Below are 21,725 nucleotides of genomic sequence, written 5' to 3'. Positions count from 1 at the left end.
AGAACGTGTTTCACCAGCAAAATGGCTGTTCACCACAAGGCAGGACGCAAATATCAATTCGAAAAATGCTATCAACGCAATGGAAGAATCACTCATCCACTCGCTGGATGCACAAGAGTTGGCCAGTTTGCGGAGGCGTCTCAATCACTGGTTCAAAAGTCAGGGACGCCCGCTCCCCTGGCGTATGACACGCGATCCCTACAAAATCTGGATCAGCGAAATCATGCTGCAGCAAACGACAGTCAAGGCTGTCGTGCCGTATTACGAACGGTTCATTGGGCGATTTCCGACAGTTGCAGAACTCGCTGCAGCGACAGAAGAAGAAGTTCTTCAGTACTGGGAAGGACTTGGCTACTACAGTCGAGGACGAAATCTTCGAAAAGCTGCCATTGTGATTCAAAGTGAATTCGCGAGCGAATTCCCAAAGAAACTCTCCGAGCTGAAATCCTTACCCGGGATTGGCCGCTACACTGCCGGTGCGATTCGCTCCTTCGCATTCGACCTCCCTGCCCCCATTGTCGAAGCAAATACACTCCGACTGTATTGTCGATTGCTGAATTACTCTGGTGATCCCCGCAGCCGCGACGGCGAAAAAACTCTTTGGTCATTCGCTGAGGAACTGCAACCAAAACGTGAGGCCGGAAAACTTAATCAAGCGCTCATGGAGTTGGGATCACAAATCTGTACGCCTGCATCGCCAGACTGCGAAAGTTGCCCGCTCACGATTCATTGCCAGGCATTTGCCGCACAGAATCAGGAGAGTGTGCCACTAAAAAAAAGACGCCCCAAGGTCACACAAACCGTCGAAGCTACCATTGCTATTCGCAGTGAAGACCAATATCTCGTGCGACAACGACAATCTGGAGAACGCTGGGAGGGAATGTGGGATTTCATCAGATTCCCGGTGGAATCGATCTCGCACAAACAGAAGCTGACGAAGCCTGCCATACAAACGTTGTCGGCCGAAGCGTTGAACAAGCTTTCGACTGACTCGGTCAACATCAATGACCGCCTCGAACTGAAAACAGAAATTCGCCACAGCGTAACCCGCTATCGGATTCGACTGATCTGCTTACACGCGACCATTGATTCAATTCCGAAATCGCTTCCAGAGAACACGCAATGGGCAACTCTTGAGCAACTCGCGGAACTGCCGATGCCTAAGACCGGCCGGGAATTCACAAATTTGCTTAGAGACGAACTCAAAAACGAAGAGTGACTGAATTCATCCCGATTGCAAGAATCACCTCAAGCATATTCAATGAATCCCGTCCTTGTGACACTCAGCCTTACGAGTTCATGAATGACTCGCCATGGGACAGAACGCGATGAACAACATTGGATTTGCGAGAATTAAGAACGCCGTCCGTTACTCTCGTTGCGATACAACATGTTCAGGAAAGTCATTCTCGTATCGTTTTAATAACGCAGGCACATCGTTCGGGACGATGTAAATTTTCCCTTTGACATGTTTCGTCTCTCCCGGCTTCAGACCACCGAGACGAAAATCGGAATGCAGGCAGACAATCACTCCTTGAAACAGTTCCTGATACGGCTCGAACGCTGTCGCAAAGATCTTGGATTCGTCTTCTGAGAAGCAGCCGATCAAGCCATTGCTGGGGACGAAATCACTCAGCGGTCGTGGATTGACATCGTTACGATTCACTCCTTTGGGAGCCCAGACCTGCCCGGGAATATAGCGAGCTTTCGTAGCCCAGCTCCGAGTCGGCAAACGTTCCAGTTTGCCGTCCAGAAAGACAAATGATTTCTGCAAATACGTTTTCTGGTCCGCCCCGGTGAAATCTGCCAAACGGATGCATGGTTGCGCCCAGTGCGCCTCAGAACGTTTGTCAGTTGGGTTGGTTGCAGTGATATGAAAAATGACTGAATCCGCCGTTGTCGTGATTGTGTGATCCACGACGAGCCCATCTTCAACGTGACACTGAAGGCGAATTTCCGTCCCCTCGTCATTGGCTTCGATCAATTTTGTCTCATGATTCATACGAGTATGCTTGACCCAGTCAGCATCCGTTGAACCGGCCCGGCAGTACGCTTCGAGGTAATGAATCTTGATCTCTTTTCCGGGGATTTGATCACCGGAAATCGTCAGATAGTTTTTCGCCCAATGCAGGGCCAATGGCTCGTCAGCAGGAGCAAGGCGACATAGAACGCCGATCAAACAAACCGCTGCGATTAAGATTCGGGGAAGACTTGGCATCAGAAGATTCTTGCATTGGTTGCGCAAATTGACAAATCGTTCGTGATGAACTTACCCCGGAGGAGGGTCAATTCGGTCTGGAAATTCGACTTCAAAGGTACAACCTGCGTCACCGCCTTGTCGATCCTTGATCTGAATTCGCCCTTTTGACTTTTTGACAAGTGTGTTCACAATGTAGAGGCCGAGACCGGTCCCTTTGCGGCGACGTTCGAGTTCGCTCCCTCCGCGATAGAAAATTTGAAAGACTTTTTTACGGTCGTCAGGAGAGATTCCAGTTCCGTTATTTGCGATTTGGATTTGCACTCGACTTCGTCCGTGCGGTTTCACACTCACCTGAACCTGAGGCGGGACTCCACTGTATTTGACAGCGTTATCAATCAAGTTCGAGAAGACAAGATCAAGAACAATTTTCTTCGCCCGGATTACCACCGGGACTGTTTCAAATGTGAAGACATCCTCAAACTCAACTTTCCAATGTAAACAGGCTGTCTCCGCGTATTGCTTCAATAACTCTGAGACTTCAATGTTCACCGGCTCTTCATTGTCTCCGAGTGCGTCAAGACGTCCCACTTCCAGTAGCTGACTGATCAAATTGTCGAGACGATGTAATTCATGCGCCATGATGCCATGAAATTCTTCTCGCTTCTCATCCGAAAGATGCCGCATTCGCAACGTTTCCAGATAAAGTTGCAAAGCGGCAATCGGCGACTTCAATTCATGGGTAACGCTATCCACAAAATTTGCCTGCCGGTTGTTGAGGCCAATTTCCTTCAACGTCAACACGAGCCACGCTGAGAGCCCCGCCAGAATCAGGGTGAACGCGAGCACTCCAATTGTGAGTGCTCCCCAGAGTGATCGTTGGGAAAGAACAACAATCCAACAGATCATCAACGTCACATTGAGCACCATCAAACTGACACTCAATGTAATCGGAAGATGTATCTTACTCCGCCGCCGAAAATAGGTCGCCATAACCGATAGGATATGAATTCCGTATCCCGCGTTCCAGTTGAAACGGGGCCCAGCTGATCGCTTTTGCCTTGATCAATAAGATCATTTGAAACTCCGCACTGCGAGACAGAGGGTTCTCTTGTTAAGAAAGACTTTGAACAGACTTCCCCAACCTTGTCGAATCCGATGCGTTTTCAATGCGGTCGAGCGCGTGAACTTCACTGACATGACAACAGTCATGGTTTCAGAGACTGCCCACCACCAGTTAAAACGTAATGAAGTTGAAACGTAATGACTAAAACCAGATTGACTCGCTCATCCTCAATCTTTGTTGCCTATGCTCACACGTGAACAACTTTCATTATCGTCCGACCAGATTCACTTACTCTGCCCAGTGTGGCGAAGCTCCTGCCTTGCTGCCTGATAAGACCGTTTGCGTTCCCGGTTGATCGCCATTTTGACGTCGGCATCGGCAAGGCCAACATGGTCTGCAAATTTCTTGAGGAGAGATTTTTCTTGACGAGTGATCTGTCCATCAGCCAGGACGACATGAATTAACTGTTCCAAATAAGCAGAGGCTTGCCTGGGATCTTCTGGGGTTGGAATGTTTGTGGAACGTGCGGACGCATGCTGAATGTACTCGTCGACACGCTCAGTTGAGAGACCGCGACGAGCCCCGAGTCGATAGATCGCTGCACGTTCCTTCTCGTTGAAATCCCCATCAATCAACATCACCTTCGCCAGCACAGCTAATGACAGGCCGGAATCAGCATGGGCATCCAATTGACTGCCGGTCAAATTCCCTGCCGCCATTGGGATCGACGGGCCTTGTCGGTATGCATGTGCTGCCGAATACGGGCTGACGTCATCAAGAACCCAATCATGTTTCCCGGTATTCAGGACGGTTCCGCAATAAACGCATTCGCCAGCTTTATTCACGTTGATGGGCGCCCCACAGTTTGAACATCCCGCAGAGGTGAAGGTTGCATCTGCAATACTCTTCACATTGTGCTCCCGGATGAGCGTGTAGACGTGTGTGAAAATCGCTTGTCCACGTAAGACGCGTGTTCGTTTCCGATTGATTTTTTCAAGAAGCGTGCCTGACCACCGGACTTTGACGCGGATTCGATCCGGGGTGTTTTTGTCTCCGGACTTCACGTCCATCATTTCCACCTTTCCGACAGCTGGCTCTTTCCAAAACTCCCTTGGACTTAACTTTTTCTTGAATGAGTCACAGAATTCGGGCGTGGCAATGGGCTCAGCGTAGCTCAAGTCGTTGTAGAACTCCGCAGATTTTAATCGCCAGAACATTACGGAAACACGGTCTTCCAAATGTTGAATACTCAAACCGGGGTCATTCTCTTTCAGTTCGGTGATTCCGGGGATGAGGTATTCATTTTGGGGAACGTTCCACTCTTGCTCTTGCGTAATTTCTGCCAAAACCCAATCGAATTCTCCTGAATTGACCTGAGCTCCGCAGCTTTGGCATTCTGCTTTGTCGACAATTTCGAGCAAACTTCCACAACGTGGGCAATTGCCTTCAATCGCTCCATCTCCTTGAATTGATTTTGCTCCTGGTCGTCGATGGAAGGACCAATACTCAGTGAAGGTGCTCGTTGACTTTTCACCAATCTGCTTTCCGGTTTTCAAATTGGCGTTGTAATCAACAGCTGACGCTTCTACTTGAACGTGGATTGTTTCAAAGTTTTCATTCGCAAACAGAGCGACGACTTCAAGGTTATGAACGGCGACTCTCTCCATAACGTTGCGGATGCCTTCAGATTTTTGCATCGCGATTTGTAAAGTGAAACGTTCGTGAATGCCGTCACTGATGAAGCTGCGAACTTCGTGCAGATCTTGTTCGCTCCATGCGTGCTGAATTTTCTCGAAGGCGGTTTTGACTCGCCCCAGGAACGCTGGCAATTCGAAAGTAGGATCAGTTTGCTGAATTCTACTAAGCGTTTGATCTCTCAGCCGGTCCTTCTGATGCCGCTTTCCGCGTCGAATTGTCTGCGTGATGTGCCCTTGCTTTACACGATCTCCACCATGATACATCAGGAAACCCATCGCTATTGCCAGTGGAATCCCGATGAGTGGGTGATGCCAGCACAACCAGAACAGAAAATAAATGAGCTCCCCTCCCCCGCCTCCAGAGCCACCACCTCCGCCAGATCCCCCTCCTCCTCCGCCACCGCCGTAACTTCCTCCTCCTCCAGCCCGAGCCCAGACATCGTGAGGCAACGCGAAACATGCAGAGACGAGGACAGCGGCAAAGATCAGGAAATTCAAGAATGTTGCACGTTGAATACGGTTCATGAGGATGTGCGTCAGTTTGAATACGAAGAAAATTGAATGTGAGGTCGCTTGTATGAAAGTAATGCCTGCCGGAAAAGGCGAAAGCCCAGAGAGTCAGACGAACGTGTCGGCACAAAAGCTTGCTGCCCCGACAGCATGTTCATCAAACGCCGCTGAAGCACTTAAATTAGAACTGGCCCTGAAACTTGAAATTGCTCTCTCAATCGTTGAGAAAGCGACGATTCCAGAGGTTTTCGGACTGGTTCTACATTGAACGAACTATTCGTGACCTGAATCGTATGTTGCATCATCAAAGTAGATCATTTCTTCTTTCTCCTTTTTCTTGCGACCTCGAAACAACCCTGCCATCGGGACGAGCAGCAGGCAAGCCCCAACTAGAAGAAAGCCCCAGCCCATGACGAACCCAACATAACTGGTGAAGTGTGCCCCCGGTTCAAGAACGGCAATAAAGATGTCATCTGGCTTGTAGTAGACCAAGACTTGCTTACCGACTGGATAACGCCTGACGATTTCCTCGAACTGGCCGCGAGACGAGGATGAATAATTCCCACCGAACCAAACATTATCAGAATGAACCTCAGCCTCATCGACGGTGTATCGATAGACGATCTCCGCAGAGTAAGTGGTTCCGTCTTTGTCTCTGTGAGAATCGACGCGTGATTCTGTGACCTCACCAGGGACGGTCGGCCAGTTAGTGCTGGCCTTGGCGTTGTCGAGAGTTGGCTTTCCCCAGAAAGTTAAAAGACAATAACCTGCAATGAGAAAAACCGATCCGACAATTAAGACGATCGTGCTTCCGGTTGTGAATAATGAATTGCTGTGCTGCTTCATTCTGGAATCCTTAAAGTTTTGAGAAACATGCGGCACTTCGACGTGCAAGATCCCTATGCAATATCTGATGCAGGACCGATTCAAAATTCTTGATGATGAGAGAACAGTTCTCTCTACTGAGTCGGATACGAAGTTCTCTAGCAGAAGGATCACTCTATCGCTTCAATTTCTTCGATGGCTTTGTAATATTCGCAGCGACGGTCAGTCTTTGGCAAGGAGTTGCCGAAAATAGCCGAAAAAGTACTCGGAGAAGTAATATGGGTAGTCTCCCATTTCATCCTTCTTCAGTGAAAACAAGATGTTTGACTCAATAAGGGGAGCGAATCTTCGCTCTTGTATCCCTAATGCCGATCAAGATTCGACGAGGTCTTGACCTTCCCATCTCAGGTGTTCCCGATCAAGTGATTGATCTTGGGGCAATGGTGAAAAGTGTCGCCATCCGGGGAAGCGATTATGTCGGAATGAAACCGACCATGCTTGTCCATGAAGGGGACTCCGTGAAACTCGGACAACCTCTGTTCGAAGACAAGAAGAACCCGGGTGTGCTCTTTACGTCCCCCGGAGCAGGAAAAGTTGTCTCCATCAACCGGGGAGACAAGCGGCTTTTCCAATCTGTGGTTGTTGAACTCGAAGGTGAAGGTCAGGAAAAATTTCAGTCGTTCGAAAACAGTGATCTTACTCGCCTGGATCGCGACGCTGTCGTCGAGAATCTTTTGAAATCAGGACTATGGCCCAGTCTGAGACGACGTCCATACAGTAAAACTCCTCCAGTCAATGAAATTCCGCACGCGATTTTCGTACAGGCCATTGACACACTCCCATTAGCGGCTTTCCCGGGACTGATTCTCGACGAGAACCCCAATTTCTTCCGCTACGGTCTACAGGTCTTGTCTCGGCTCACCGAAGGACAAGTCCATGTTTGTGCTTCACCCGGCTTTAAAACTCCTGGAGCCGACCCCGAAGACGCTGTCTCTGATCGCGTGAAGCTGCAGCAATTCGAAGGTCCGCACCCTGCAGGATTGCCAGGGACGCATATTCATAAAATTTCCGCTGCATCTGAAGCTCGCCCGGTTTGGCACATCAACTATCAAGACACCATCGCCATCGGAAAGCTGTTCGTGACCGGAGAGCTTTCTGTTGAACGAGTCATCTCGCTGGCAGGCCCACAAGTCAAAAAACCGCGTCTGATTCGCACACGACTTGGCGCCTCGATCGAAGATCTCACTGCAAATGAGCTTGCAGATGGAGAAAACAGAATCATTTCCGGATCGGTCCTGAACGGAAGCATTGCTGAAGGACCGTACGCCTATCTGGGCCGATACGACTTACAGGTCTCCGTCTTAAAAGAAGGCCGTGATCGTGAATTGCTCGGATGGCAAATGCCCGGTTTCAACAAATATTCAGTCATGCCGGTCTACGCCTCAGCGAGCTCCGTTGATGGACGTGCCTTTGAAATGACAACGAATCGAAACGGTAGCTTCCGAGCGATTGTCCCGATTGGTGTCTACGAAAAAGTGATGCCGCTGGACATTGAGCCTACAGCATTGGTGAAAGCCCTGCTTACTGGTGACACCGATCAAGCACAGCTGCTTGGAGCCACCGAACTCGACGAAGAAGACGTCGCCTTGTTGACCTTTGTCGATCCCGGCAAACACAACTTTGGCCCTGCATTAAGAGACATCCTGACGCGCATCGAACGGGAAGGGTAACCCTCCAGACGTGCCTGAGTCCCCGTAAATAGCCGAATGGCGATCCATGAAGTTCCTGAGGAAAAAACTTGACGACCTGCACGAGCAGGTGAAACCAGGTGCCAAGTACGAAAAGTTCTACGCTCTTTATGAAGCGGTCGACACTTTTCTGTACACGCCTGACGACGTGACCGATGGTCCGACCCATGTGCGAGATGGCCTCGACATGAAGCGGATGATGATCATGGTCGTCGTCGCCCTTGGCCCCTGTATCCTGATGGCTATGTATAACACAGGCTATCAGGCCAACTTGGAAATTGAGCGACTGGTCGACATTGGTTCGCTCCCAGAAGCCACGACCGGGAACTGGCGTTCAACGGTCATGGACTCCGTGGGGTACAACCCGAACAATCTGCTCTCGTGTTTTATTCACGGGGCGCTCTATTTTCTCCCGATCTTTATCGTCACACAAATCGCGGGGGGCTTCTGGGAAGTTCTCTTTGCAACGGTCCGAGGCCATGAAATCAACGAAGGTTTCCTCGTTACAGGAATGCTCTTTCCGCTAACGTTACCGGCAACCGTCCCTTTATGGCAGGTCGCCTTGGGGATCTCATTCGGTGTCGTGATCGGAAAAGAAGTCTTTGGTGGAACCGGGAAAAACTTCCTGAACCCAGCTCTCACGGGGCGAGCCTTTTTGTACTTCGCCTACTCCAGTGAGATGACAGCTGATATCTGGATCGCTGCTCCCAAAGTTGACGGTTACTCTGGAGCGACATCTCTCGGAGCCCTGGCTGATGCCAAAAACACAATGGGCTTGGATGTCATCACCGAAAAACTAGATATCTCATGGTGGGACGCATTTTGGGGATTCATCCCCGGTTCAATGGGTGAAACATCAACATTCGCCTGTATTCTGGGGGCGGTCATTCTCGTAGCCACGGGAATTGGATCCTGGCGAATCATGCTCAGCACATTACTTGGTGCTCTCGGTTCCGCCTGGTTGTTCAACTACGCATCTGGTCCGGAAACCCCAAACATGTTCTTGATGCCTGCCCATTGGCATCTGGTTGTCGGCGGCTTGGCATTTGGACTTGTCTTTATGGCAACTGATCCTGTCTCAGCGGCGATGACACAAGGAGGGAAATGGGCGTACGGTCTGGTCGTTGGTGTGACCACCACACTGGTACGAGTGATCAACCCCGGATACGCAGAGGGAATCATGTTAGCGATTCTCTTCGGAAACGTTGTCGCTCCGTTGATCGACTGGGCTGTCATCCAACTCAACATTCGACGAAGGCGCAAACGCTGTGGACTCTGAAACTGACCAAAATCAGGACGCTGCCGAGACGAACCAAGAAGCCGAAAGCAGCTTTGAACCAAACAGCTTTCTCGGAACGCTGGTCGTGGCAGTTGTACTATGCCTTGTCTGTTCGTTTGTTGTCTCAACAGCTGCGGTCGCGTTGCGTCCACTGCAAGAACAGAACAAGAAAATCAAACAACAACGCAATGTTCTTAGCGCCGCTGGACTGTGGGACGACAAATCCACCAACAGTAACTTGGCTGAGAAATTCGAAAACGTCAAAATCATCGCCGTCAATCTTCCAGGACGTGATGAAGACGATCCCGCTGCGGGAACCATTAATAAATCAGTTGATATCAAAACTTACAATCAACTGAAGGCCTCCAAAGACCCTAAGCAGAGCATTATCATCGGCGACAAAGATATCGCTGGGATAAAGCGTCGTGAAAAAGTCTCGCTGGTCTACCTGATCAATGACAGTGGCGGAAAGCTTCAAACGATCGTGCTTCCGATCTACGGTAAAGGTCTGTGGTCAACACTCTATGGGTACTTAGCGCTCGAAGCCGATACACGGACTGTCAAAGGAATTACGTTCTACCAGCATGGTGAAACACCTGGACTGGGCGGTGAAGTTGATAATCCGAAGTGGAAAGCACTCTGGCCAGAAAAAACTGTGCTTAATGAGTCAGGTGAGCCAATTATCGAGGTAACCAAGCCGGGAGTTGCATCAGACGAGAACCAGGTTGATGGGCTCTCGGGAGCAACAATTACTTCAGTCGGTGTTGAAAAGACTGTAAAATATTGGCTGGGAGATGACGCATTCGGCCCGTTCCTCGAACGTATCCGTAATGACGAAATCAACACAAGTGAATAGAATTTACCTTCGAGACGACTCAAATCCGAGCAATTGAAACAGGCTGAAGTCAATCTTCAACCGGACTGAGAAATATGGCAGCCCAAAAAAATACAGATGTCCTGTTTGACCCAGTGCTGAAGTCGAACCCAATCGCACTTCAAGTGCTTGGGATCTGCTCCGCTCTCGCGGTTACGACACAACTGGACAAGGCCGTCGTGATGGCGATCGCGGTGACTGTCGTCGTTGCATGCTCGAATGCAGCGATCTCGCTTATCCGCCATTTCATCCCATCCAGCATTCGCATCATCGTGATGATGACAGTGATCTCATCGCTAGTAATTCTAGTAGACCAGGTCTTGAAGGCCTTTGTTCCTGACGTCGCTGACCAACTCTCGGTGTTCGTTGGACTGATCATCACAAACTGTATCGTCATGGGTCGTGCCGAAGCATTTGCATCTAAAAACGGTCCGTTTCGCAGTTTTCTTGATGGTCTCGGAAACGGCCTGGGATACTCACTCATTCTAGTCGTGGTCGGTTTCTTCCGTGAACTCCTTGGTTCAGGAACCTTGTTCGGAATTACGGTTCTCCCTCTGTACGCAGACGGCGGATTTTATGTACGAAATGGATTGATGCTGACTCCTCCGAGTGCATTTTTCCTGATTGGTCTGTTCATCTGGTTGCTTCGCTCCTTCCGTACGGATCAAGCAGCCCATGACCCGACTCGAGATTAACGATTACTGATTCACTTCTGTTTAGAAATCGAATTTTTAGAAGCACATATAATACATCTGAAATCGTTGCCGATCATCAAAGTCGCAACCAGTTGTTCAGATTTTGGCAGAGCGAATTAAAGGCCGCATGATGACTTACGAAGAAGTCGGCAGCATGTTTTTCAAGTCAGTGTTCTCAGAGAACCTGGCACTCGCATTCTTCCTCGGAATGTGTACGTTTCTGGCGGTCTCGAAATCTGTCAAAAACGCGCTCATGCTGGGAGCTGCTGTGATCGTCGTTCAAGGGGTCACCATCCCAATGAACAACATCATCTATCGCAAATTCCTGCGAGAGGGTGCACTTGCGTGGACTGGACAATCCTGGTTGATGGATGTTGACCTGAGCTTTCTCGGCTTGATCAGTTACATTGGAACTATCGCTGCCATGGTTCAGATTCTGGAACTGTTTCTCGATCGATACGTTCCAGCACTCTACAACACACTCGGAATTTTCCTCCCGCTGATTACAGTGAACTGTGCCATTTTGGGTGGCTCACTCTTCATGGTCGAGCGAGATTACACACTCGCTGAAAGTGCCACATATGGAATCTCAAGCGGGATTGGTTGGGCACTTGCAATTGCCTGTTTAGCCGGGATCAGAGAAAAACTCCGGTACAGCGACATCCCCGAAGGACTCAAAGGCCTCGGGATTACATACATTACCGTCGGACTGATGGCGATGGCCTTTATGGCTTTCGGCGGAATCGACATTTAACCAGCACGAGATGGTAAGAGACCAGTCGGTTCACCATTTTATCACTCGAACGGCAAACGGCGTTCATTATGGAAATTTTCTTAGGAATTCTTTTCTTCACCGGGATCGTGGTGTTGCTGGTACTTTGTATTCAAGGTGCCAAAAAACTTCTCGTTCCCTCAGGTGATGTTAAAATCATCGTCAATGACCAGAAAACCATCCAAGTCCCCTCCGGGGGGAAATTGCTTGGGGCATTGGCAGAAAACAAGATTTTCGTCTCCTCAGCATGTGGCGGTGGTGGAACTTGTGCACAGTGCAAAGTGAAGATTCTCGAAGGGGGAGGAGATATCCTTCCAACCGAAAAGAACCATATCAATAAAAAAGAAGCGAAAGCTGGCGAACGCCTCTCTTGCCAGGTCGCAGTCAAACAAGACATGCGGATTGAAGTCCCAGAAGAAGTCTTCGAAACGAAGAAATGGGAGTGCACGGTTCGATCCAACCACAACGTCGCCACGTTCATTAAAGAGCTGGTTCTCGAACTCCCTGAAGGGGAAGACGTGAACTTCAAGCCGGGTGGATTTATTCAGATTGAAGTCCCACCGCACCATGTCGATTACAAAGACTTCATCGTCGAAGAAGAATACCACGAAGATTGGGATAAATTCGACATCTGGCGCTTTAAGTCGACTGTCAAAGAGGAAGCAATTCGGGCGTACTCAATGGCGAACTACCCGGGCGAAGAAGGCATCATTATGCTGAACGTCCGTATCGCCAGCCCTCCACCACGACTTCCTGACGTTCCCCCTGGTAAGGTATCCAGCTACATTTTCAATCTTAAGCCGGGTGACAAAGTCACCATTTCCGGCCCCTACGGTGAATTCTTCATCAAAGAGACCGATAACGAGATGGTTTACATCGGCGGTGGTGCTGGAATGGCCCCGTTGCGTTCTCACACATTTGAACTCCTCAAGGAACGAGCCAGTAACCGAAAAATTTCATACTGGTACGGTGGGCGTTCATCTCGCGAGTTGTTTTACGTCGACGAATTCCGCGAACTGGAAGAAAAGTTTCCTAACTTCAGCTTCAAAATCGCACTTTCCGATCCACTCCCGGAAGACAACTGGACCGGTTATACAGGATTCATTCATCAAGTATTGCACGATGAGTACCTGAAAGATCATCCTGCACCGGAAGACATCGAATATTACATCTGCGGCCCACCAATGATGCTGCAAGCGGTCTTAAACATGCTCGACAACCTGGGCGTCGAAGCTGACAACATCGCCTACGACGACTTCGGTGGCTAACGAACAATAACGTGCAGGGATTACACACCTGACACGCTCGTTTCCGGAGAATAGAGCAGTTTGTTCTATCGTGTGCCCATGAAGAACGCGTTTCGTCAACAAAATTACTGTTCGCCACGAAACAGAGCCTGCACTCCATTTTGAAAAATGCTCAAAAAGCCGAGTCGCCTCTTACCATGCGTGAGTGGCGACTCCTTTCTTTTACTGCTGTGATAATATCTCATCGCTGCAACAGGAATCTCTGCTTCGCTGACAAAAGAAGAGTCATTCTGGTCGAATGATATCGACCAGTAGTCATTGACGACCATAAGCATCAACAACACCTGTCGTGCCAGTGCAGAAAGCCACTTCTATGACTTCACAGGCTCTTGCCACGGGACGGAGTGCAAAGGTCCATACTTGGGATTCATTTTGAGCAACTCGCTCTATCATGCTCCCATATAGAGCAGTTTGCTCTGGAACAAATTCACAATTAATCTGCAGTAATATCGCTGCATCTTGGGTGGTCGTTGACATCCCACGGTGATTCACTGGGGCCAGAGAATGTTCACAGTTGGCCGCAGTGAAATCTCTGCATCTTCTTTGGCAGCTATTCACCGCTGGTGACTCACCGGCGGCTAAATGAGTTACTGGAGCCCTGAATGAAACTTGCCCAAAACCGGCACTGAAAACCAATTCGATAGAGGCACCAGCAGTGCCTGAAGAAAGCGATTTAGCAAATTCGAGGGGAGAGTTGTCGCGTCGGAAATTACTCTTTCACAATCGAGACTCAGAGAAGAAGTAGTGCTACCAGAGCAGGCATAGAACTCTCACCCAGAGGATTCCCCCCTCCTGAAAGCCGATCGAAATGGAGTTCTCTTCTTACCGATCAATAAAAAAATATGTTCGCAAGATATTCACTTGCGAACATATTCTGGTGGTTTCAGTGCATTCCGAGTGCCACGCTCGGTCAAAAATCACTCCGATGCACACGTGTCACGAGTAAGAACGAGGAGTAGATTTTGGAAGCGCTCATTTGCGTCGATCCTAAAGATTCTGCCAGGCCGAACAATTCAGCACTTGAGAGTGACCTTTAGTTTTCGAGCCAGGCAATCACGTCAGTGACCGTACTCTCAAAACACTCCGTGCTTCTGGTGTTCGCGACGGGTGACTTCTCGCAATGAATTACTCACTTTTACGACAAGGTCACTGAGTTCGAATTCAGAGTTCCGTAGTTGCAAGTTGGTCTACCGTGGGCCCGTGGACAGCGGATTCGTCAATATATCGGGATCCGTAAAATAGCGCCAAAAATAGCACCTGTCCACGAGGCAGTGCACAAAGACCGATTTTGAACTCACTCTAGAGCAGTTTGCTCTACCGTGTGCCCGTGAAGGACGCATTTCTCTCGTAAAAAATACTGTTCGCCACGAGGCAGAACCTGCAAACCAATTCGAAAGATGCTCTAGATCGCACCAGATTTCTGCAAAGATTCAATTGCAGCGGAAGCTTTCGCTTCACTTCCGGTCGCTTCGACCAGGCTGGACCAAGCTTTAATCAAGCGGCGTGCTTCTTCGATGCTGCCAAATTTTTCGAGCTGATCGATTGTGCTCAGCGTCGGTTTGAGCCCACCGAGATTCTCGATGAGGTTCATCACTTTTGTAAATTCAGCACTTCCAATCGCAGTAGCGGCATTTGCGCGTTTCCGCCCGCCAGGCTGTCGCGACTTCGGAGCAATGTCTCCCTGACAGTTCGGACAAACTTTCGTTTGTGGTCCTCGAACATAGTGCTCGCAGAGTGTACACAACTTGTATCCGCTAGGAATTTTGTCGCTCGCGTAGTTTTGCGGTGCAATTGAAGTTGGTTTTTCACTTGCTTGTTTCAAACTTTTTTCAGTCCACTTTTTTGTTGCCATAGTCTTTCTTCTTTTAGAGCCATTGTGAGCTGATACAGAACGAGGCTAACTCGCTCTAACAAAATCTGAACAAGATCTTGATACCAAATCCTGACACCCTGTGAACCAAAACATTCGCTGGGATATCAGAGGTGTGATAGTTAACGATTAGGTAGCCTGTCAACTTAAGAAGAACATGACATGAAAAAAACATAGAAAAATGTTAATATCGAATTTAGACGATGAGTATATTGAACGTCAAGTGGACAGAAACTGTTCCGAAACAACGCTGCAAGACTTTTGACAATGTCAACCTCCATTCATCTGTGCATTCGCAAGATTTTCCGGCATTTCATTCGCGGCAGCATTATTGGCACAGCGATTTTACTATTCGGAACTCTTATCATTGTCTTGCTACTTATGGCACTGAATGTGATATCAGTACAACAACCTATCAGGGTTGCATTACATCAACTGGGACTGTTTGCACTGTTTCAAGCTGGAACAGGAGCGATTCTGGGTGGGATTGCTGGAGTGACTTCATCTTTCACTGGCCCCAATTTCGGAGTCACTCGCTGCTTTGCAGTCATCTTCTTTTTCGCAACCTTCGGGGCGACGAGCCTCTACCCACTTCATGGAAAGTTTGAAGCATCCGGTAAGTTCTTCGCGGTATTTATGATCTTTGCGATCCTGAGTGCCTGCGGAATTGTCTATCTGAATTTTGGTAAATCGCATGATCTCAAGAATCGGTAATTGAAGTTCTTCATAGATCGCTTCTCTTAAATAAGACCTTTCTGTCCACATAAGACAACCCAGATGAATCATTCCATGTTTTATGGACATACAGGTCTTATTTAACAGATCCTCTTAGTACATTCTCAATGCTTACCCTGATCGTGAAAACTCTATACACGATTTCATAAATCGCTTTCCGTGTGACGCGACAAGAATATCAAGATTGTCGTTTCCCTATCCTCTTTCACGATCTAACTCAAAGCCATCTACTTGAGCCCCTTCAACTCAAGAAATCGGATACCAATCAAGCTCACTCAAATGGCAATAGTCGAGTTAAGTACTCACTCGTCAACAATGCAAGAGGCGATCTCCTCGGTCCCTGAGAGGCTATGATCACGTGGGCTGAAGTGGCATCGATAGTCCCATCTGAGTTGCTAAAACCCTGCCTTTGATGACTGGCTTGTTGACATCATCTCTTCCATCTCGATAATCCATGGAGAAGATTTCGAACAGACTTCCAGTCAGGTAAATGTCCCAATGATCAAGTTCTCCGCTCCTCAGCCAATCTTCCATTGCGCCATACTCAGCTTGCTGTTTCTGGGGATGTTCGGAAGTTTCCCCCAAGAAGCTTTCTGTCAAAATACAGATGATGCTCCTCAGGGAGTTTCCATAGAGCGGGCCGCGTTGACGCTGATCGCTCCGGACAGATTCCGTGTTCCGTTGGAAGTTTCACCTCTTCGCACTTTGTCGATTGTGACTCCGATGGATGGTGTTGTACGAGATGTGTTCGTCAAAGTTGGAGACTCAATTCAAGAGCAAATGGAAGTCATTCGTCTTGACTCCCAAGTGTTTGCAATGGAATTGAAACGAGCCCAAGCTGTTCATGAGGTGGCAAAAATTGCTCTCGCTCAGGCAACTGAACCGAAAGCAAAGCAGCTGCTTGAAGCCAAACTCAATGTCGCCAAGATAGAACTTGAACTCGCAGCCTTTCGTTCTGAACAAACAATCTTACGGACCAATCTAACAGGGACCGTCACAGAATTGTCCGTCGCCCCCGGACAGTTTGTTCGGGCAGGTGACCTCTTAGCAAGAGTTGTCGACCCAACTCAGCTGTATGTCCAAATCCCTGCCGAGAGGGGCAACATTGAAGTCGGAAAAACGGTCCCCCTCACTATCGAAGATCAAACCGCGGAAGCGACTGTTGAAGCGATCTTGCCTCCCCTGCCAGAATTCAATCCGTTACGAGAACTCTTTATCTCTGTGGCAACAGCACGACTTGTGATCGATTCAAAAGATGGACGTTTCACTCCCGGACAAGCAGTTGTTTCGAATATGGTTCCAAAATTTCCTGTCGCAGAAATTCAGATTCTGGCATTGAAAACCGACACAGAGACCCCAGATTCTGAACGAATGGTGCAGGTCATTCGCGATGGTTTTGTACGGACTATTCCCGTTCAGGTCCTCGGACAAGTCGGGCAGACTCATATTTTTGTTAGCGGACGATTCAGCCCCAACGATGAACTCATTGTCTCATCATCCCAAACTCTCGAAGATGGTTCGTGGGTTCGCCCAATGCATCTCGAAACGGAAGCTCCTAAGACCCCAAGCCGAACTCCTTCTCCAGCCCCGGCACCAAGAACAGGTTTTTAACCCAACGCAGAAACGTTCGTCCCCAAAGAATTCCTTTTGGCGATCCAGGCAAACTCAGCCGTTCGGATCTGCACTTCGCGGAGAAGTCAATTTTTCGAACAATGGTGGCTGCAACAGATTATTGGAGTCTTCTCAAGGATCGAAACATCTCTCCTCGCTGAACTGAACCAGAATATTTCCGATGTTTGCCGTGCCGGTCTTGCGCACTTTCATGACTTCATAGACTGCTCGCCACGACGCAGAACGCGAAGTCTAATCTTGGATTTGTTTTAACGACAAAGGACCCAACGGGACATTTGCCGACAAAAGCGTGAGGTGCATTCTTTGGTGTCGTACCACATCCGGGCACATCGGCCCTGCGGTTCTGAAACCGGTTCGAGCACGACTGGAATTTCAACAACGGGACCGGTGCGGTAAACCTGATGAGTTGTAATTCCTTCGACAAGGCTCGCTGGGGAAACCCGGGGAGGATTCTTGACCTTCAGCCAGTCGATCTCGACGAGTGCATCCGTGACATATTCCGCACAATGAAGCCCGCTGACTCTCTGCCCTGTGATGTGATGTTTCACCGAGTATGGTCGCCCCAGCTGTGATTCAAGGTGATCGCGGTAACACTGAATTTCTTTTTCACTGAATGGTCGGTTGGGGTGAAAAAGCTGAACTTCATCCGGGGACTGATCCGTCAGGTATTGGGAAAGTGGCATCTTGCGGACACCAGAACCGTTCATACTGTCGTACACCACCGGTGTCCCATCACTGGAATAGACAATCGTTGCGACATGTGTGTACGGGCTATTGGTATAGGCACGAACAGCCAAGCAGTCTCCCTGACTAAAAAGCAGCGTCCCCGTTTGTGACGCTGCTGAAATTTCGCAGACAGCAGCTTCCGGAGAACTGACGATTACCTCAGTCGGCGAATCGGCAGGTGCTGTTGCAATGATGAGAGCAATCAGTGTGGAGTTCATAAACATCTTTCTACTCTGAAGCTGATCGAGATCAAGTTGTTGCTTCGATGAACGAACACAACAATGTTTCAGATGAAAATATTGTCCAACATCAGGACAGTTTTACCAGAAGTTACTTCGTGAAACGGTTAAAAATGTTACCAGAAAACGATGAATTTAGCTGATAAATTTCATGAAACAGGAAAATGTCAAACTTGTGTCACAGAAGCAATTTCAGAGCGAGATATTGCTATCAACTTTGCCAGCTTCGCCTCTCATTGGATGGTCACTCTCAATCAGGCACCCACGATCCTTGAGGAACTTCAGATGGGATCACAGCGAAAATCGCTGCACATTCCCAAAATTCTATTCAAGCAATCCAAAACCACCTTTTGGGCTTGGTGTTGCTCATTCTTCCACTTCTCGGGCGGTGCTTTTTGTTGTGCTTTTGTCAGCGACTTGCTACGTTCCGTTTTCGCGATTTTTTGCCTCATCAATCGGTGGTGGAAATCAATTGGCTTCGCAGGAAAAGTGAACTATCGAACCAACGAACCATTTTTTGTGTCACTTATGATGCCACACTTGCCAAAGCAGAAATGATCTGCAATAGTGCCCCAAATAATACACCATCCCAATTTCGGTGTATCAAAACACTTGCATCCGTAGCTCAATTGGATAGAGCACCGGTCTTCGGAACCGGGGGTTGGGGGTTCGAATCCCTCCGGGTGTACTTGCTGTAAACTGTTTTGCAGTAGTAATTTACAATGCCGCTTGCGAAAAGACGACGCGGCTCCTTAGTCCTGTGAAAGTAGTACTAGTACTATTTTCGTAGTTATGGAGTCTGTATGTCCTCATCTTTACCAAAAAAGCGAATTCCCAAGTACCGCCACTACAAGCCGAAGAATCTCGGGGTCGTCCGTCTCGACGGACGTGATTATTATCTTGGCGAGTATAATTCTCCAGAAAGCTGGGAAAAATATCACCGCTTGATCGCCGAGTGGCTGGGGGGAGGCTCTCTAAGCTCTCCTGCTCTCGAACCGATTGGTGATTCTTCAGCATCTGCCGCCGTCAATCACATTTTGCTCGCGTACTGGAAGTATGCAGAGACGTATTATGTGCGTGACGGCGAGACAACCAAAGAGTTGGAAGGAATGCGGGACGCTCTGCGTCCGGTCCGCAAGCTCTACGGTCATACACCTGCTGCTGATTTTGGCCCTAAAGCCCTCAAGGCCGTTCGCGATCACATGATCGATGTGCAGGATCTCTGCCGCACAGAGATTAATAAACGCATCGGGCGGATCAAACGAGCTTTCAAGTGGGCAGTGTCGGAGGAATTGATTCCCCCGTCAATTTCGCATGGACTTTCGACGGTCAAAGGTCTGATGAAGGGGCGCTCTCGTGCCCGAGAATCTGAGCGGGTCAAGCCTGTGCCTGATGCCCATGTCGACGCTGTCCTCCCTTACTTGCCGCCACAGATCGTGGGGATGATCGAACTGCAACGACTCACCGGGATGCGTCCAGGTGAAGTCGTCCTTCTGCGTCCCTGTGATCTCGACAAGAGTCTTGGCGAAGTTTGGATCTACAGGCCGCAACGACATAAGAATATGTGGCGGGATCATGTTCGGGCCATCGCCCTCGGTCCCCGCTGCCAGGAGATTCTTGCACCATTCCTCGCACGAGCAGATGAGGATTACTGCTTCTCACCGCAGGAGGCTCAACAGTGGCGTATGGAGCATCGACAGACTCACCAGAAGAAAGAACGCCAGACGCCGATCTATCCGTCTGAGCTGAAGGCGAGAGAGAAAGCCAAACAGGCACGGAGAAAACGGAAACCGAAGCGCCCGAAGGGCGCGCATTACACAACACACTCCTTCTGGAAAGCGTTGCAGTACGGATTTGTCAAAGCCGAGAAGGCGGGCGTCGAACTTGTTCGATGGCATCCGCATCAGTTGCGTCACTCGCGCGGAACTGACCTTCGTCGGAAGTACGGTATAGAAGCGAGCCGAGTGTCGCTGGGGCATGCCCGCCTAGAAGCCACAGAAATTTATGCAGAACAGAATCTTCAACTGGCGATCGAAATCGCTAAGGAGGCAGGATGAGCACTGAATCCACAATGACTGAACTTGCTTGGTATGAACTGGGATTACGGCTGACGCAAGCTCGGATTGTCTTTTCATATGATCCCGACGAAACCATGGTCGCAAACACTTTTTATCCAAGCACACTCGACCGCCTTCTCACCGCTGTTCTTCTACTGCCGGACATTGAAGGTGATGAGAATCCCTGGGAGGAAGAAGTGGCCGATCTTCGTCAGAACTGCAGACGCTGTCGTGAAATCACGACCGAAGAGGCGACAGTGCAAACAGTGCATTGCGTTCGATCTTTCTTGAAATGTCTGATGGACAGGGTAGAGCTATGGAAGCGGCGTCTTAAAGCTCTGCATTTGCAGTGGTTCCTGCTTGGTATTGAAATAGCCGATGGATCCGAAGAAGTCCAAGCAGACGATACGCGAGATGCTGTCGAACCAGTGGACGACGGTCCTCGAGAACGTGGGGGGAGCATCTGGCCTCAAAGCAAATTCCCCCTAAACCCCAAAACAAACTGGGTTTTGGCCAGGGAAAATCTCAATCACGAATTGCTGACTTCACTTTCTCGCGATATGGAGGCTGTTTTCCCTACTTTGGATGGTAATCCTGATGTTTCAGTATTCACGACAGGGGATTTCCTGCAGCATTCTGTTGGGTGGGAGCAGATCGAACTTGGCCTCATCACGATGCGCCAATCGGTGCACATTGCGGACACTCAGCTTCCGCACTGGGATGCTGATCAGAAGACGCTCTGGGTCGGAAACAGTGTTGCGAAGCGCTACAAGCGAATTGCTTCGAATCAATTTGCAGTCTTTGAGGAATTCGAACGATTAGGGTGGCCACAGAAAATCTATTGCCCATCCCTAAACAGTTCACAATATGATGACACGATCCGAGCGATCAATCAGAGAATGAATCCCAATTTGATCTGTTTTAGTGGGTATGGCTCGTCGATGTTTTGTCAGAAACTTGGTCCCGAGGCGTTAGCGGAGACAGAATCAGCTAACTCCGGCTAACTCCTGACATTTTCTACCCTAACTCCGGTGTCGCATTCCACGTTCATCAGGATAATTGACTCGCAACGACAACCAATTCCAATCGGAGCGACTCAATGATCAACTTGAAGACCGAAACCATTCTCACTTTTCGCGAAGCTGCCGAGCACATCCCCGGCTCGCCTCATCTTTCGACCCTTCATCGCTGGGTCAAATACGGGCTGAAAGGCATCCGGCTTGAATCCTGTCTGGTGGGCGGTCGCCGCGTTACGTCACTGGAAGCGGTTGGTCGCTTCTCCGAGGCGATCACGCAGAAGGTCGATCATCGTACATCCACAACGATGGACGATGCGTCAGCTTCCCTCAAAGAAGTTGGAGCTGAACTGGACCGTTTGGGGTTCTAGAGCATCTTTTGAATTGATCTTCAGTGTCGATTTAGAGCATCTTTCTTTTAGTTTTTCAGTAGATTTGAGGTGATTGGTGATTTAGTCTATTGGTTGTGTGGGGCTCGCT

20 protein-coding genes and 1 tRNA gene are annotated in these 21,725 nt (G+C 49.2%); 14 read left to right on the top strand and 7 right to left on the bottom strand.

Going from position 1 to position 21,725, the window contains the following annotated elements:
- Positions 1-79 precede the first annotated feature (79 nt).
- The gene (gene mutY / locus ACN0YR_RS21730) at positions 80-1,219 is read left to right on the top strand and encodes an A/G-specific adenine glycosylase (protein WP_417851313.1); all 1,140 of its coding nucleotides are present in this window, start codon (positions 80-82) and stop codon (positions 1,217-1,219) included.
- Between the two features lie 150 nt (positions 1,220-1,369).
- Here mutY and ACN0YR_RS21725 read toward each other — a convergent pair whose 3' ends face one another.
- From ACN0YR_RS21725 to ACN0YR_RS21715, 3 genes are all read right to left on the bottom strand, one after another.
- Positions 1,370-2,218, bottom strand: a complete 849-nt coding sequence (locus ACN0YR_RS21725) for a hypothetical protein (RefSeq protein ID WP_417851312.1) — start codon at positions 2,216-2,218, stop codon at positions 1,370-1,372.
- A 51-nt stretch (positions 2,219-2,269) separates the two neighbouring features.
- Complete coding sequence (locus ACN0YR_RS21720) at positions 2,270-3,190, bottom strand: sensor histidine kinase (protein WP_417851311.1); 921 nt, start codon at positions 3,188-3,190, stop codon at positions 2,270-2,272.
- Between the two features lie 357 nt (positions 3,191-3,547).
- A complete protein-coding gene (locus ACN0YR_RS21715) occupies positions 3,548-5,485 on the bottom strand; it encodes a TIM44-like domain-containing protein (protein WP_417851310.1) in 1,938 nt (645 codons plus the stop codon).
- 52 nt (positions 5,486-5,537) lie between these two features.
- Here ACN0YR_RS21715 and ACN0YR_RS21710 point away from each other — a divergent pair, with 52 nt between their 5' ends.
- The gene (locus ACN0YR_RS21710; RefSeq protein ID WP_417851309.1) at positions 5,538-5,738 is read left to right on the top strand and encodes a hypothetical protein; all 201 of its coding nucleotides are present in this window, start codon (positions 5,538-5,540) and stop codon (positions 5,736-5,738) included.
- 5 nt (positions 5,739-5,743) lie between these two features.
- On the opposite strand, the gene ACN0YR_RS21705 is transcribed toward ACN0YR_RS21710, so the two are convergent.
- Positions 5,744-6,316 carry a DUF3592 domain-containing protein gene (locus tag ACN0YR_RS21705; protein WP_417851308.1) on the bottom strand — a complete coding sequence of 191 codons (573 nt, stop codon included), beginning with the start codon at positions 6,314-6,316 and terminating at the stop codon, positions 5,744-5,746.
- Between the two features lie 344 nt (positions 6,317-6,660).
- Here ACN0YR_RS21705 and ACN0YR_RS21700 point away from each other — a divergent pair, with 344 nt between their 5' ends.
- The 6 genes from ACN0YR_RS21700 to nqrF all read left to right on the top strand — a co-directional run bounded on the left by ACN0YR_RS21700 (position 6,661) and on the right by nqrF (position 12,931).
- Complete coding sequence (locus tag ACN0YR_RS21700; RefSeq protein ID WP_417851307.1) at positions 6,661-8,025, top strand: Na(+)-translocating NADH-quinone reductase subunit A; 1,365 nt, start codon at positions 6,661-6,663, stop codon at positions 8,023-8,025.
- Positions 8,026-8,071: 46 nt separating this feature from the next.
- The gene (locus tag ACN0YR_RS21695) at positions 8,072-9,322 is read left to right on the top strand and encodes an NADH:ubiquinone reductase (Na(+)-transporting) subunit B (RefSeq protein ID WP_417851306.1); all 1,251 of its coding nucleotides are present in this window, start codon (positions 8,072-8,074) and stop codon (positions 9,320-9,322) included.
- Positions 9,312-10,178, top strand: a complete 867-nt coding sequence (locus tag ACN0YR_RS21690) for a Na(+)-translocating NADH-quinone reductase subunit C (protein WP_417851305.1) — start codon at positions 9,312-9,314, stop codon at positions 10,176-10,178. The genes ACN0YR_RS21695 and ACN0YR_RS21690 overlap by 11 nt, the downstream gene beginning before the upstream one ends.
- Before the next feature lie 74 nt (positions 10,179-10,252).
- On the top strand, positions 10,253-10,891 hold the full coding sequence (locus ACN0YR_RS21685; RefSeq protein ID WP_417851304.1) for an NADH:ubiquinone reductase (Na(+)-transporting) subunit D: 639 nt from the start codon (positions 10,253-10,255) through the stop codon (positions 10,889-10,891).
- Between the two features lie 130 nt (positions 10,892-11,021).
- Positions 11,022-11,645, top strand: coding sequence for an NADH:ubiquinone reductase (Na(+)-transporting) subunit E (gene nqrE / locus ACN0YR_RS21680; RefSeq protein WP_145206059.1), 624 nt, complete (start codon positions 11,022-11,024; stop codon positions 11,643-11,645).
- A gap of 68 nt (positions 11,646-11,713) precedes the next feature.
- On the top strand, positions 11,714-12,931 hold the full coding sequence (gene nqrF, locus ACN0YR_RS21675; protein WP_417851303.1) for an NADH:ubiquinone reductase (Na(+)-transporting) subunit F: 1,218 nt from the start codon (positions 11,714-11,716) through the stop codon (positions 12,929-12,931).
- A 104-nt stretch (positions 12,932-13,035) separates the two neighbouring features.
- Here nqrF and ACN0YR_RS21670 read toward each other — a convergent pair whose 3' ends face one another.
- Both ACN0YR_RS21670 and ACN0YR_RS21665 read right to left on the bottom strand, forming a co-directional pair.
- Positions 13,036-13,245 (bottom strand): hypothetical protein, encoded by a 210-nt coding sequence (locus ACN0YR_RS21670; protein ID WP_417851302.1) that lies wholly within the window; start codon positions 13,243-13,245, stop codon positions 13,036-13,038.
- A 1,127-nt stretch (positions 13,246-14,372) separates the two neighbouring features.
- Positions 14,373-14,822 carry a hypothetical protein gene (locus ACN0YR_RS21665; RefSeq protein WP_417851301.1) on the bottom strand — a complete coding sequence of 150 codons (450 nt, stop codon included), beginning with the start codon at positions 14,820-14,822 and terminating at the stop codon, positions 14,373-14,375.
- A gap of 285 nt (positions 14,823-15,107) precedes the next feature.
- Between ACN0YR_RS21665 and ACN0YR_RS21660 the strand changes: the two genes are divergently transcribed.
- Both ACN0YR_RS21660 and ACN0YR_RS21655 read left to right on the top strand, forming a co-directional pair.
- On the top strand, positions 15,108-15,554 hold the full coding sequence (locus ACN0YR_RS21660; RefSeq protein ID WP_417851300.1) for a hypothetical protein: 447 nt from the start codon (positions 15,108-15,110) through the stop codon (positions 15,552-15,554).
- 519 nt (positions 15,555-16,073) lie between these two features.
- The gene (locus ACN0YR_RS21655; RefSeq protein WP_417851299.1) at positions 16,074-17,186 is read left to right on the top strand and encodes an efflux RND transporter periplasmic adaptor subunit; all 1,113 of its coding nucleotides are present in this window, start codon (positions 16,074-16,076) and stop codon (positions 17,184-17,186) included.
- A gap of 269 nt (positions 17,187-17,455) precedes the next feature.
- Here the strand turns inward: ACN0YR_RS21655 and ACN0YR_RS21650 are convergent, their stop codons facing one another.
- The gene (locus ACN0YR_RS21650) at positions 17,456-18,151 is read right to left on the bottom strand and encodes a YiiX/YebB-like N1pC/P60 family cysteine hydrolase (RefSeq protein WP_417851298.1); all 696 of its coding nucleotides are present in this window, start codon (positions 18,149-18,151) and stop codon (positions 17,456-17,458) included.
- A 635-nt stretch (positions 18,152-18,786) separates the two neighbouring features.
- Between ACN0YR_RS21650 and ACN0YR_RS21645 the strand changes: the two genes are divergently transcribed.
- The 4 genes from ACN0YR_RS21645 to ACN0YR_RS21630 all read left to right on the top strand — a co-directional run bounded on the left by ACN0YR_RS21645 (position 18,787) and on the right by ACN0YR_RS21630 (position 21,616).
- Positions 18,787-18,860, top strand: a tRNA-Arg gene (locus tag ACN0YR_RS21645).
- A gap of 115 nt (positions 18,861-18,975) precedes the next feature.
- Positions 18,976-20,229 carry a tyrosine-type recombinase/integrase gene (locus ACN0YR_RS21640; RefSeq protein WP_417851297.1) on the top strand — a complete coding sequence of 418 codons (1,254 nt, stop codon included), beginning with the start codon at positions 18,976-18,978 and terminating at the stop codon, positions 20,227-20,229.
- On the top strand, positions 20,226-21,233 hold the full coding sequence (locus ACN0YR_RS21635) for a hypothetical protein (RefSeq protein WP_417851296.1): 1,008 nt from the start codon (positions 20,226-20,228) through the stop codon (positions 21,231-21,233). The genes ACN0YR_RS21640 and ACN0YR_RS21635 overlap by 4 nt, the downstream gene beginning before the upstream one ends.
- 95 nt (positions 21,234-21,328) lie before the next feature.
- Entirely contained in the window at positions 21,329-21,616 is a 288-nt protein-coding gene (locus ACN0YR_RS21630) for a DUF1580 domain-containing protein (RefSeq protein WP_417851295.1), read from the top strand.
- The last annotated feature ends 109 nt before the right edge of the window (positions 21,617-21,725 follow it).

Origin of the sequence: Thalassoglobus sp. (assembly GCF_048270125.1) — a bacterium.
GTDB lineage: Bacteria > Planctomycetota > Planctomycetia > Planctomycetales > Planctomycetaceae > Thalassoglobus.
Note: the sequence above shows the minus strand (reverse complement) of the source record. Positions and strands in the feature narration are given on the sequence as shown.